This is a genomic window from Allobosea massiliensis, from assembly GCF_042655245.1.
Lineage (GTDB): Bacteria > Pseudomonadota > Alphaproteobacteria > Rhizobiales > Beijerinckiaceae > Allobosea > Allobosea massiliensis.
Window position 1 is genome coordinate 1 of the sequence record NZ_JBHSLU010000104.1, and the last position, 12,616, is coordinate 12,616.

Annotated in this window: 9 protein-coding genes; 2 read left to right on the forward strand and 7 right to left on the reverse strand. The window is 64.7% G+C overall.

What is annotated here, in order from left to right; translation table 11 throughout:
• The first annotated feature begins 104 nt into the window (after positions 1 to 104).
• Positions 105 to 1,064, forward strand: coding sequence for an esterase/lipase family protein (locus ACFPN9_RS25500; protein WP_377817872.1), 960 nt, complete (start codon positions 105 to 107; stop codon positions 1,062 to 1,064).
• A gap of 80 nt (positions 1,065 to 1,144) precedes the next feature.
• A complete protein-coding gene (locus tag ACFPN9_RS25505; RefSeq protein ID WP_377817828.1) occupies positions 1,145 to 2,887 on the forward strand; it encodes a CHAT domain-containing protein in 1,743 nt (580 codons plus the stop codon).
• 1 nt (position 2,888) lies between these two features.
• On the opposite strand, the gene ACFPN9_RS25510 is transcribed toward ACFPN9_RS25505, so the two are convergent.
• From ACFPN9_RS25510 to ACFPN9_RS25540, 7 genes are all read right to left on the reverse strand, one after another.
• Complete coding sequence (locus ACFPN9_RS25510; RefSeq protein ID WP_377817829.1) at positions 2,889 to 5,468, reverse strand: S8 family peptidase; 2,580 nt, start codon at positions 5,466 to 5,468, stop codon at positions 2,889 to 2,891.
• Between the two features lie 45 nt (positions 5,469 to 5,513).
• Positions 5,514 to 6,494, reverse strand: a complete 981-nt coding sequence (locus ACFPN9_RS25515; RefSeq protein ID WP_377817830.1) for an AAA family ATPase — start codon at positions 6,492 to 6,494, stop codon at positions 5,514 to 5,516.
• A gap of 985 nt (positions 6,495 to 7,479) precedes the next feature.
• A complete protein-coding gene (locus ACFPN9_RS25520) occupies positions 7,480 to 8,271 on the reverse strand; it encodes an HpcH/HpaI aldolase family protein (protein WP_377817831.1) in 792 nt (263 codons plus the stop codon).
• A gap of 61 nt (positions 8,272 to 8,332) precedes the next feature.
• On the reverse strand, positions 8,333 to 9,955 hold the full coding sequence (locus ACFPN9_RS25525) for an ABC transporter substrate-binding protein (protein ID WP_377817832.1): 1,623 nt from the start codon (positions 9,953 to 9,955) through the stop codon (positions 8,333 to 8,335).
• A 37-nt stretch (positions 9,956 to 9,992) separates the two neighbouring features.
• A complete protein-coding gene (locus ACFPN9_RS25530) occupies positions 9,993 to 10,967 on the reverse strand; it encodes an ABC transporter permease (protein WP_417281644.1) in 975 nt (324 codons plus the stop codon).
• Positions 10,937 to 11,923 (reverse strand): ABC transporter permease, encoded by a 987-nt coding sequence (locus ACFPN9_RS25535; RefSeq protein WP_377817834.1) that lies wholly within the window; start codon positions 11,921 to 11,923, stop codon positions 10,937 to 10,939. Before ACFPN9_RS25535 ends, ACFPN9_RS25530 begins: the two co-directional genes overlap by 31 nt.
• Positions 11,923 to 12,615, reverse strand: coding sequence for an RraA family protein (locus tag ACFPN9_RS25540; protein ID WP_377817835.1), 693 nt, complete (start codon positions 12,613 to 12,615; stop codon positions 11,923 to 11,925). Before ACFPN9_RS25540 ends, ACFPN9_RS25535 begins: the two co-directional genes overlap by 1 nt.
• Position 12,616: the final 1 nt, after the last annotated feature.

The following is a 12,616-nucleotide window of genomic DNA, read 5'->3' on the forward strand; positions in this document are numbered from 1 at the left end:
ACCCGAAAAACGACCGCTGTTCCATCGCAATCCGCCCCGTGCGCCGAGGGGAGATGGAATCATAAAATCAGCAAGCGCGGTAGGTTCTTGCGGGTGTCCAGCTGATTTTCGTGGCCCATTCGATGGGCGGCCTGGTCGCCCGATACTACGTCGAGTGCATGGAGGGCTGGAAGCTCACCCGGTCGCTGGTGACCTTCGGGACCCCCTTCCGAGGATCTGGAAACGCCCTTGGTTTCCTCGCGAACGGCTTCGTGTGGAAGAGCGGTCCATTCTCGCTGTTCGACGGCACTGAGGCCCTTCGCTCCTTCGATTCGGTCTATCAGCTTCTGCCGATCTATCCCTTCGTGAACGATGGCTCGAAGCTCGTGCGCCCGGCCGAGATCGACATACCGAACCTGGACAGGGAGCGGGCGTCGGCGGCGCTCGGGTTCCACGACGAGATGACAAAGGCTTACGAGCTCAACCGGGAGCTCGATGCCTATCGTTCCGCGGGTACCAAAATCCGTGCGGTCGTCGGGGTCGACCAGCCCACCGCGCAGTCGGCGACCATAACAGCAGACATGGTCGAGACCTCCACGATGTACGAGGGCGAGGAGATATCGGGCGATGGCACGGTGCCCCGGGTATCCGCCTTCCCTATCGGGTATCAAGAAAGCGGCGTCACCTACATCTCCGCGACGCACTCCGCGCTGCAGAGCGTCGCGAACGCCCTTGAGCATCTGAGAGGCGTCCTGACGGCGACCCAGATCGACTTCGACAAATTCCGGGCCGACCCGATTGGGCCTGGATCGATATCGCTGGATCTACCTGACGCGTTCGACGGCACGGCGCCGGCCGCGTTCAGGCTCCGCACCAGCGCGAACGTTCAGGCGGTATCAGGCTTGGTCGAGCGCCTCGACGGAACCCCGAGGCAATGGAGGCCGACGCTGATGCGGGTCGGGCCCAACGAGTATGCGGGCGAGCTCGCGCTGCCGGCCGGTCTGTATCGTTTTTCCGCGTCTCCCACGAATTTCCGGCCCGCCAGCGATATCTTCCTCGTCGCGGGAGCGTACGCGAACTCATGACGTCGGACTTGGATTGGAGCTGGCGTTGGGCGCCCGAGCTAAATCTGCGAGACGGGCGTTTCCGCGTCGGGATGAACGATATGGGCGGCCCCTCACTGGAAGAGGAGGCGTGGAGCTCGATCCGGCTCGCGATCTACCGGCTGGTGGCGGACATCTATCGCCTCGATATCGTTCGTGACGGTTCGAAGATAACCCTCACCGGTGAAGTCACCCGTGACGATGTCAAGGCGACGATCGAGGAGTCGATGCGGCGCCACGGAGTGGATGTCGACAACCAGCTCGTCGTCGCCGCGCCGTTCAAACCGGCCGGCGACATCGAGTTTTCCGCTCGGACTACTGCGCTGTCCGGGCCCACGCCGACGAACTCGATTTGCCGATTTCCGGACGTCCGCAAGGTCTCGGAGGCGATCCCCGATGAGGAGTTCGTATTCACCGTCGACCTGACGGTGGGCGATCCAGGTGACGGCGCGTCTATATCGATAGACGGCGTACCGCCCGACTGGAGCTCATTGGAGGTCGAGGCCGAGGTCGTCAGCAACGCGCTCGTTTTCGAGGAGGGCGAAAGCGTAAAGCCGGTAGGGATCAAAGCCGACGAGAGCTCCGTGGCGGCGGAATTCAGGGCTCTCCTGCGACCCATGCCCGGCGCAGTCTCGTTCGAGATACGGATCCTGTTTTCTTTCAAGGGCCGTCACAGCGGCATGACCCGCAAAACCTTCGACGTCGAGGCGAAGCCGGGCCCCATCGGCGAGCCGGTCGCGGTCGCCAAGCCTGCGGCGGTCGTCATCTCGCCTTCGGCACGGCCTCCGACGTTGACGATCCGCATAAGCGACATCGGCGGCGGCAGATATCACTGGTCGTCCATCGCGCCGCAAGGCGTTGGGAAGGGTCCTCGCGATGGCACGATCGAGCTGGAGGATGCCCGGGAATTTGCACGCGACCTGATCGGCAGGTGCCCGCACATGGCTCCCGGGAAGCATCGTAGCCAGCTGCGCGGAATAGGCGAGCGCATCTGGCGGACGACGCCCGAGCGCTTCCGGGGACTGATGGCGGCGATGCGACAGAAGTACGGATCGGAATTCCCGATCCAGATCATCACCGACGAGACCTTCGTACCTTGGGAGATGATGTTTCCGACCGACGACTCGGGGATCGCCGATCCCACCCATCTCTTCCTCACCCATCCGATGGCACGCTGGTTCAATGCGCACGACGCCGTCGTTCGCGACAGCCTGCCCAAAGGCGCCGTGGCCTGCTTCGTGCCCGAATACGAGGACGGCTCCGCGTTGCCGAGCACGCTCAGGGAGGCGGCGTGGTTCGAGCGGGAGCTGGGGGCCGTGCGTCCCGAAGCGAGCTGCGATAGCTTCAACGGGTATCTCGGCCCCGAAATGCCGCCGACGACCACGGCGATCGTCCACTTCGCCGGCCACGGACGCGCGAAGGATGGCAGCGCCGCCTCGGCGATCCTCATGACGGATGACTGGGTGACGTCCGACGAGATCCACGGAGGCGTGAAATTGGGCGAACGCGACGGCAGTTACGTGATCCTCAACGCTTGCGCTGTCGGGGCCGAACAGGCGCAGCTGGGCGTGCTCGACGGTTTCCCGAGCAGCCTAGCCAGCCGCGGCTTCCGGGCCGTTCTGGCACCCATCTGGTCGGTCCTCGACAGCCAGGCATCCCAGATCGTCTGCGATCAGGCCAAGTACCTGATGGACGGGAAATCTCTCGGGGTATCGGTCCGCGACGCCCGGGCGACGCACTACAACGCGTCTTCCACCCCGTATGCGTACATCTGCTACGGCGACGTGATGGCAAGGATCGCGTAGCTCAGGTGTCGATCGCGATGGCCGGGGTTTCCACTCGCACGCGGGTTGGGACCTTCGCCGAGACCTCGGTCCAAAGATCTCCCGGCTTCGCCTCGGGGGTGCGGATCGAGACGATCAACGAGAACCGGACCGGCACGTCCGTCTTGTCGAAGGTGGCTGTGTCGCCCCACCAGCCCCGAACCGGCGCGACGACAATGCCGTCGCGGTCCACCAGCTGATAGGCGGGCCCCTGCCAGACGTCGTGATGCAGCGTTCCCCGCTGCCTCGCTCCGAAGCCGAGCATCCATCCCGAGTCCACCGCAGGCGAGCTGAAGTCCCCGCCGAGCGCCAACTCGTTGGCGCGCCTTTGGGTCGTCTCATGGCTTTCGCCATATCGCCGGAGGTCGAACCTCAGCCGGTGGGAGGGATAGCTCTCGATCCGATCGCGGGACACGGCGTGAGGATCGGGATCGACGAAGAATGACAGCGTCACCCGCATCTCGACCTCGGTGTTCTGGAGGCTCCGGAGAACGTCCGACGGCCAGGGCAGCTTGAAGTACTTCATCTCTTTCAGCCTCGGCGCCGACGCGCCTTCCGCGTAAGGGATCAGCGTATCCTCGGCGATCAACGTCAGCGCGTTCCGAGCGCTGTGGAACAGGCGCTCCTCGTTCGGAACGCCCCAACCGAACCGGCTCAGCAGCAGCCTCCTCGCCTCCAGGCGTCCCATGCCAGCGCCCACGGCTTCGTCGAAGTGAGCCCGCATCGCCGGCGTCCATTCGGCCGAGTTCACGAGCATGGCCCGCAGTGTCTCGGGCCTAAAACCGGGATAGCTGGCGAGCAGCCTGCCTGCGAGCCCGGCGGCGGCCGCCGTCGCCGCGCTCGTCTCTCCTACCAGCGCCAGCGGCCTCCCAGAGCCCGCGCTGGAGGTCGTGAGCACGAAGTGCCGCGGAGAGGGTTGGCAGTAGAGGTTGTCCTCGTCGACCACGAAGTTCCCGCCCTCCATCACGATATCGGGCTTGGTCGGGATGACGTCCGGCTTGTCCGCCCGGGAGTTCTGGGGCCAACCCTGGGCCGTCCGGGACGAGGGAGCCAGGTTGCCCGGCTGCGCGACGAGCTCCGCGCCCTCGTCCGGCAGGCTCTTCAGGCTGGCTCCGCCGACCGACAGCGCGTTCAGCGCCTGCGCCGGCGCCTGGATGCCGAACTCCGCATTCCAGAGCACGTAATCGGCGAGCTGATACGGCTCGCTGGGGGTGTGGGGTGCGTTGCCGACCGCGGCGACGAACAACCTCGTGTCCCTGCCGTCCCCGAACGCGAGCTTGTCGAGCACGGCCGAGGAGCTGGTGGGACGCCCGTCCTCGCCTTCTCCCTCGGCGGTCTGTGCGAGGCAATAGACACGGGGACCTTTCGTCGTCTCGACGATGTTGACCGCCCGTTGGATGGCGTCGCGAGCGGGAAGCGGGGGCGCACCTTCGGGCGCGGTGACGACGACGGATTCCAACCGGGTCGCGACCGGGACGGGAGACTTGTCCCGCGGCAGGGCGGCTATGTCTCCGAATTGGACGATGCCCGCCATCTTCGTGCCGTGGCCCTGATGATCCTCGGGCTCCCAGCGATCGTCGGCGGAATGGCATCGCGTGGATGGCAGCGCCGCGCTCAGCAGCGGATGCGCGCGCATCACTCCGGTGTCCAAGACGGTGACGACCGGCGCGTTGGCGGCGGGTCCATGCATGCGGGCCGCGAGATCCGAGATGGCGGCGGCCCGATCCTCGGGCACCATCTCGAAATAATCGGCGATGAAAGAGGAGGCGCTTCGGAGTTCCAGCACGGCCGCACTTGCGCGGACGATATCCTGGATTTCCGCCGCCGTGGCCAAAAGCGTTCTCACCCGGGTGTCGACGAATTCCGAAGGCCGACCCCGGTTGGCGACCCCGAGATTTGAGACCGCGCTCTCGAAGGACTCCTCGAAGCTGGATCTCGTCCAGACCTCCCAAAGCAGCTTCGACGTCTTCCGCGGGAACGGGTTGTGCCGGTCGGTCCAAAGATCCCGCAGGGTGGTCGGGCGGATATGCGCCCCGGTCTCGAACAGCTTGAAGTGCGGTGGGCGGCGGGCGGCGCCCTCCTCTTCGTCGTCCTCCTCGTCGTTCGACAGGACGTCGTCGTCGGGTCTTTCCCAGGCGCCGTACCTCTCCAGCGCGGCCCGGACTGACTTGAGGGTGCTCCCGGTCAGGAAAAAGGTCGCGATGTCCTTGGGCTCGTTGGCGTTGCCGTCGCCCACGACGGAGCGCTGCACGTTGAAGGCCCCCAATCCCCGGCCGGCCCGGCCCTTGCCCACGAGGAGCCTTTCGCCGATCCTGCCCTCGACCGTGACCGGCATTCCTCGACGCGAGTAAGGAAGCCCCGCCTTGCCTTGGGCGGCGCGATACGCCTTCAGATCGGCGACCGCGGCGTCAAGGTCGGCCCTCAGGCTTTCCGCGTGCCCAGCCCTGTCGGGGATCTCCGGGACCGGCTTGCTTCCGCCCCGGCCGGGCGATCGAAAATCGACGGATGCGACGCCGAGGCCGCGGACGTGGATGTGGCGTTGGCGCCTGACGTTATCGGCCATGTTCGTGTTTGCTTGCCATCCCCGGGAATCATGGCAAGCATATCGTTAATCCGAATGGATTGAAGCCCGATCCCTCAACGCTTGGTTGACGAGTTCGGTCGTCAGCACGCCGTCGTTGTCCAACACGGCGTCGCGCGCCGCATCGCCAGCGGCTGCCACGAGATCCGCCTGGCTCAGACCGTCGACGAGGCCGTCGATCCCGGGCCAATCTATCGGGTCGAGATCGAACGCCAGAAGATGGTTTCGAAGGACCTGGCGGGCCTCCTCGGCGGTCGGCTTCGCGTAGACGAACACCGTGTCGAAGCGCCGAAAGATCGCGGGATCCAGCAAGGTGCGGTGGTTCGTGGCGGCCACGATCACGCTGCCGGAGCGATCCTCCTCAAGGAACTGCAGGAACGAGTTCAACATCCGGCGGGCCTCGCCGACGTCGTTGTCGGTGGCGCGGCGCGCAGCCAGCGCATCCACCTCGTCGAAGAAATAGACGCCCCTGGCCGAGTGCATCGCGTCGAATATCAACCGCAGCTTCGCGGCGGTCTCGCCCATGAACTTGGTGATGACGCCGTCGAGTAGGATGGAGAAGAGCGGCAGTCCCAACTCGCCCGCGATCGCCGACGCCGTCATGCTCTTCCCGGTTCCCGGCGGGCCGGAAAACAGGAACTTGCGCCTCGGCGTCAGGCCGCTTTCGCTCAGCGCCTTCGCCTCTCTGTGCTCCCGCACGATACGGCGAATGCGACGCGTCAGATCCGCCCCCAAAACGAGGTCGGAGAGATGAACATCTGGATAGGCCGCGCGAACGAGACCAGCAAGCTCGCCGCGCGGGGATGCAATCGGAACCGGGCGATTGGTGCCTCGGCCGTTTGGGCTGGGACGAACGCGCGCCACCGTCGAGCGGATCTCGTCGGCGACACGGGTCTTGCCTGAGCGAGCGGCATCATCAGCCACATGCTCAGCCACCGAGAAGAACTGATCGCTGTCACCCGCCGCGTGGCTACGGATGAGGGCGAGCACCTGCTGAGAGCTTGCCATCGTGGGCTCCTATTCCTTGGGTCGATTGAGGTCCAGTGCGACCTTCAACGCTGCTGACACGCGAGGGGCTAGTTCAACTAATTTCTGCAATAATAGCAAAAAATCTTCGGCCGACTCTTTCCCTTTCCTTCGGCGACCGACCGCTCGCGCTGCGGCCCCCTCCCTCAGGCCTTGCCGAGCAAGATCCGACAAACCTTTTGAAAAAGCCTTTTCCTCCATCGAACGAAGGAGCGTTGACGGACTGCACCCGATCGAGTTGGCGAAGGCGGAGAGACTCGCTCCGCTTGCAGCGCATGCCCCTTCGATCTCCTTCGCAAGAGCGACATCTTCTTTTCGCTTTGGTCTACCGCGCATTCTGCGGCAATAGCATTAAATGCAAATTTTGCAAAACAAATTAAACTTGGCAGGTTGGCTCGTAGTAGGGCACTCGTGTGGGGCGTGCTGGCAGTTCGAGGTCGTCTTAACCCGCGCGAGTGAACGCGAGAGAGAAGAACGAAACCTAGCCGGTAAAGCTCGTTTTCCGGCCCCGACCGGTTCACTGAAACAGGACAAGCGACGCATCTTCGATGATGCCACTGAACCGAATTTCGCCGCCGAAGTGCATCGGGCGGCTGCGCCCCGCTTCGGCGGGCGGCGATATGGCTTGCCGTCGCCGCGAGGTGCTGGCTGCGCAGACGTTCTCTCGCATAATGAATCCTAGCTACCGCCCAACCTATCCCATCTGGTCGAGCAGGCGGGATGGGATTTGCATGCTTTGGTCATCGATGACCTTCACCCGAGGTGGCCGACCCAAACGGTGTAACCGCCGCTGATTTCGAATGTCCGCTGTCCGGCTGCACCTCAACGTCCGGGAGTGGCGCGGCGCCGTCTTGAGGCATTCGCCCGATTTTCTCGACTATCTTCGGTTTCGCGCCGATCGAATCCATCCTCCGGATGCCTGCACCAAATGTCCGACACACGCTTGTCTGCCGACAGCGGGGCATCCTCACCCTTCGCTGCGCAAAAGCGTCTTTATTGCTTTTGCTTGAGCTGAAGCAGCCGAAATCAGAAGGCCTTGATCGGATCCCGCCAGCGCGAAACGAGCTCCGATGCCGATAAAGATTTCAAGAAGCGCCGGAGTGTAAGCCCCGCCTATGCCCATCGCCTTGCCATGCCTCCGACAGGCACTCGATACACGCTTCGCAGCTTCGATGATGCGCGGATGGTCGCGCTCGTCCGGGATGCCCATCTCGGCCGACAGATCCCCAACACCGAGCAGCAGGATGTCGATACCGGGTGTCGAAGCGATGGCTTCGGCATTCTCGATCGATTCGGGCGATTCCAGCATCACCGTGAGGAGAATCTCCTCGTCGCTGAGCCGCTGAGCCTCGCCCATGGCCGGCGGCGCGAAGCCGAAGAGCGCGGGCGGGCCGCCCCAGCTTCGGCGGCCGATCGGCGGATAGCGGAAGGCATCGACGATCGCGCGCGCCTTTTCCGCTGTGTCGACATGAGGAACGATCAGGCCCTGCGCGCCATTATCGAGGGCTCGGGTGCCGTCGTGAAAAGCGTCGGGGCCGATCTGCACGATCGGCGTCACACCGGTCGGGAGCGAGGCCAGGCACAACTGGCCTATCTCCTGCGTCGAGAATGAACCGTGCTCCCCGAGGATGAAGAGCCAGTCATAGCCGGCCGTCTTTGCCAGGATTGGCGTCGCAGCGGTCCTGAGGTGGTAGACGCCCAGCCCGATCGCGAGCTCTCCCGCCGCGAGCAGTCGCTTGGTCCGGTTTTCGAAGAGCATGATCCATCCTGACTTCTGAGGAGCGCTGCGGCCTGCGCCACTCCGCGCAGAGCGATCACCGCTATTGCGCGATCCAGACATCGGCGAAATTGCCATTGACGCCGTCGGCGGTGATGCTGTGATCGCGTACTTTCCGCGCCCCGACAGTGAATTCCTGGATCGTCACGAGATTGACCACCGGAATGTCCCTCGAGACGATCTTCTGGAATTCCACGAAGAGATCGCGCCTTTTTGCCTCATCCGGCTCGATCGCGGCAGCTTCGAGCAGCCGGTCGACCTCGACATTTGAATAGTGCGAGCCGTTCGAGAAGGGCACGCCCGGCTTGAAGCTCTGCGACCAGTAGATGCGCTGCACGCCCACGGTCGGATCGAACAGGTTGCTCATGCCGGTGACGTGAAAGGCGAAGTCGCGCTCCGTGAAGATCCGCCGCACATAGGAGCCGAAATCCTGTGCCCGAACGGTGACGCGAATCCCGATTTTGTCGAGCGCGTCGCGCAGGAAGTTGGCGACTGCGCCGTAGTCCGAGGCGTAGGGATTGTAGTCGAGCGGCAGGGAGAAGCGCGCGCCGCCTTCCTTGCGCGGGTAGCCGGCCTCGTCGAGCAGCTTCTCGGCGCGGGCAACGTCGAAACCGTATTGCTCGATATCGTTGGTATGGAAGCGAGCGAGCAACGGGCTGATCGGGGAGACGACCGGGCTCGCATAGCCGAGATAGACCACCTCCGCGAGCTGGACGCGGTTGATCGCATGCGCGACGGCCTGGCGGACGCCCGCATCGGCGAGATAGGGATTGTCGAGGTTGAATTCGAGCCGGCGCCCGTTCGCGTTGTAGGTGTAGCCCTCGCTCGTCGCCGTCAGATTGGGGAGCTTGCGCAGCCTGTCGAGGTCCGCGAGGGGAACGGGGTTTTCGCTGGCGAGATCGACCTCGCCTGCTTCGAGCGCCGCGGCGCGCGCGCCTGCGTCAGGAATGAAGCGGACGGTCAGGCGATCGATATGGGGCTTCGAGGTGTCCCAGTAGTCGGGATTGCGCACGAAAGTGGCATGGCTGCCGCGGACCCAGTTGGAGAAACGGTATGGGCCGGTCCCAACAGGGGCGGTATTCGCACGGTTCTTCTGGACGTCGCCGTCCTTGTAGAGATGCGCGGGAACGATTGGCGATTCCGAGGCGGCGAGCGCGTAGAGAAGATAAGGAGCGGGCTTCGACAGGACGATCGTCACCGTGTGCGGATCTGCGATCTCGATGTCGGTGACGTTCTGGAAGACCGTTCGGCCCCGCGGATGGGACTTTTGCAAGATTCTGATCGAAGCGGCCACATCCTCGGCCGTGAAATTCTTGCCGTCATGCCAGCGGACTCCTTGGCGCAGCGTGAAGGTGTAGCGCGTACCGGTCGGATCGATCGACCATGCGGTCGCGAGCTGAGGTTTTGGATCGAGCTTTTCATCGTAGGACAGCAACCCCTCGATAACCTTGGCGCTGAGCTTGCGCTCGGAGCCCCCCGTCGTCGTCAACGCCACGAGCGTCGTCGGCTCGGGCGAGACGGCCAGGGTAAGGGCTCCCCCGCGCTTCGGGGTCCCTGGAGCGCTCTGGGCCAGGGCCGGGAAGGCCATCGTGGCCACGAGCGCGCTCGCGGCGCTGCCGAGGAGAAGTTGGCGCCGACTGGCGGCAAGGGCTCTTATGTTGCTCATGATCGGTCTCCATTCCAGGCCGGGCCGGGCGGCGCGGTCACCTGCCGCTGTTCAGGCGTGGGTTGAGGGCGTCGTTGAGGCCATCGCCGACCAGATTCAGCGCCAGCACGGTGAGGACGATGGCCAGCCCCGGAATCGCGGTCAGATACCAGGCGGTGCGGATCAGTTCGCGCCCTGCGCCGATCATCGAGCCCCAACTCACTGCGTTCGGATCACCGAGCCCCATGAAGGACAGGCCCGACTCCATCAGGATCGCTGAAGCGACCATCACCGAAGAGGTCACGACGATCGGCGGCAGGGCGTTCGGCAGGATCTCGCGGAAGATGATCCAGCCCGGCCCGCATCCCAGGCTGCGGGCCGCCATCACGAAGTCTTTTTCGCGGATCGAGCGGAATTCGGCTCGGGTCAACCTGGCGACGGTCGGCCACATGATGAGCGCCATCGCGACGGTCACCGTCGTTATCGACGGCTCGACGATGGCGACAATCACGACGAGCAGGACGAAATTGGGAATGGTCTGGAAAAGCTCCACGACGCGCGTTGCTGCATCGTCGATGCCTCCGCCGAAATAGCCCGCGGCAGCCCCGACCAGAATGCCGAGAAAAAGACTGCCCGCAGTCGCGGCCAGCCCAACCGCCAGCGATATCCGCGCCCCGTGCAGCAGGCCGGCGAGCACATCGTGGCCAAGCGCATCCGTCCCGAGGGGGAAGCCGGCATTCTGGCCAGGCCAGATGAACGGCTTGGCGACGATCGCCAGCGGGTCTCCGGGGAAGAGGATGGGAGCGGCCAAGGCCAGCCCCGCCACGACGAGCAGGAAGGCCGCTCCGGCAGCGGCGCTCGGATTCCTGGCGAAGATCTTCAGCCTCCGGAAGCGCGGATTGGCGCTGCCGGTTCCGGCCTGTACGAAGGCCGAAGGATCAGGCGAGGTGTTGGCGTCCGACATGATGGCGTGGATTCTCGTCGTGCGGTTTGGTGGAGCGCTCAGCGATCGCCGATCCGCGGGTCGAGCCAGAGCTGCAGCAGGTCGACGGCGAGGTTCGCCAGGATCACGAGGATTGCGGAAAGCAACAGGATGCCGAGCAGCACGGTGGTGTCGCGCCCCATGACGGCCTCGAAGGCGAGCCGCCCCATGCCGGGCCAGCTATAGACGGTCTCGACCACGACCGCCCCGCCGAGGACGCCGCCGATATGCATGCCCGCCATGGTGGTGACAGGCATCAGCGCGTTGCGCAGGACGTGATGAGTCGTCACGCGCAGCGGCGTCAGTCCCTTGGCGACGGCCGTCCGCACGAAGTCGAGAGACCTGACTTCCAGCATCGCGGCGCGTGTCAGCCGCGCATAGATCGCAATGTAGAACAGGGCGAGCGACGTCACCGGCAGGACCATGTGGCGGAGCCTGTCGACGATCCCCGCAAGCCCGGCATTTTCGGCGCCGATCGTCTCGGCGCCCCCGCTGGGCAGCCAGCCGAGCTTCACGGAGAACAGGACGATAAGCATCAAGCCGATCCAGAAGTTCGGGATCGAGTACATGAGCTGGGACAGCACCGACAGCACCCGGTCCGGCAGTTGCCCCGCCCAGCTCGCCATGACGGAGCCCAGCAGCAGTCCGAGCGTGATCGCGATGAGCAGGGCCGCGATCATCAGCTGCAGTGTTCCGGCGATCCTTTCGGCGATCAGCTCCGAGACGGGCATTCCGAACCGGGAGGAGAAGCCTAGATCCCAATGTGCCAGCCGGGTCAGGTAGGTCACGAGCTGGGTCAGGACGGGCTGGTCGAGCCCGAGATGCTGCCGCAGCGCCGCCATCGTCTCCTCGGTCGCGCTGCCGGCTTCGCCCGCGAGCACGTCGGCGGCATCGCCCGGCGCAAGTTGCAACAGGAAGAAGTTCAGCACGACGATGCCGAGGATGGTCGGGACGGCTTGGAATGCCGTCCTTCTCAATGTGCGGCCGATGCGGGCGAAGCCATGCATCAGGGTGTTTCCCACCGCTTCAGCAGCGGAGCGAGTTTGTAGATCTCCTCCGCCGAGACACCGGCGTCACGCTGGCGCACGCGTTCATGCTCGCCCGCGAGATGCGCATCGGCCAGCCGCGCGACATCTTCCGCAGCCTCGCGCGGGATCACCACGATCCCGTCGCGATTGCCGACGACGACGTCGCCGGGATTGACCGTCACCCCGCCGCAGGAGATAGGCACGTTGATCGCTCCGGGCCCGACCGAGCCGTGATAGGGGATGCAGCTTCCCCGGCAGAAGGCCGGAAAGCCCGCATCGATGATGCCCTGCGAATCCCGAACCGCGCCGTCGATCACCACGCCGACAGCTCCCTTATGGGCGAAATTCTCGGCGAAGCGGTCGCCGAATACGGCGAAATCCTTCAACCCGCCGGAATCGATGACGACGACGTCGCCGGGCTGGACCAGGTCGAGCGCCTTCTTCACATAAAGTACGTCGCCGGGCTTGGTGAGGATCGTCAGGGCGGGGCCGACGATCAGGGTTTCCGGAACCAGCGGCTTGATCTCGTAATGCATGAAGCCGTAGCCGCCCATCGCATCGACGAGCGTGGCCGTGGCATGGCGCCCGAGCCTCTGGACGAGATCGCTCTCCGGGCGGGCGACGTCCGTGACGATACGGCCGTGCAGCCGGTGCTTTTCGATGACGCTCATG

Excerpts from the sequence above, each read along its gene's own strand:
- ACFPN9_RS25505 (WP_377817828.1), top strand. The coding sequence starts at position 1,145 with ATGGGCGGCCCCTCACTGGAAGAGGAGGCGTGGAGCTCGATCCGGCTC.
- ACFPN9_RS25510 (WP_377817829.1), bottom strand. The coding sequence starts at position 5,468 with ATGGCCGATAACGTCAGGCGCCAACGCCACATCCACGTCCGCGGCCTC.
- ACFPN9_RS25515 (WP_377817830.1), bottom strand. The coding sequence starts at position 6,494 with ATGGCAAGCTCTCAGCAGGTGCTCGCCCTCATCCGTAGCCACGCGGCG.
- ACFPN9_RS25520 (WP_377817831.1), bottom strand. The coding sequence starts at position 8,271 with ATGCTCTTCGAAAACCGGACCAAGCGACTGCTCGCGGCGGGAGAGCTC.
- ACFPN9_RS25525 (WP_377817832.1), bottom strand. The coding sequence starts at position 9,955 with ATGAGCAACATAAGAGCCCTTGCCGCCAGTCGGCGCCAACTTCTCCTC.
- ACFPN9_RS25535 (WP_377817834.1), bottom strand. The coding sequence starts at position 11,923 with ATGCATGGCTTCGCCCGCATCGGCCGCACATTGAGAAGGACGGCATTC.
- ACFPN9_RS25540 (WP_377817835.1), bottom strand. The coding sequence starts at position 12,615 with ATGAGCGTCATCGAAAAGCACCGGCTGCACGGCCGTATCGTCACGGAC.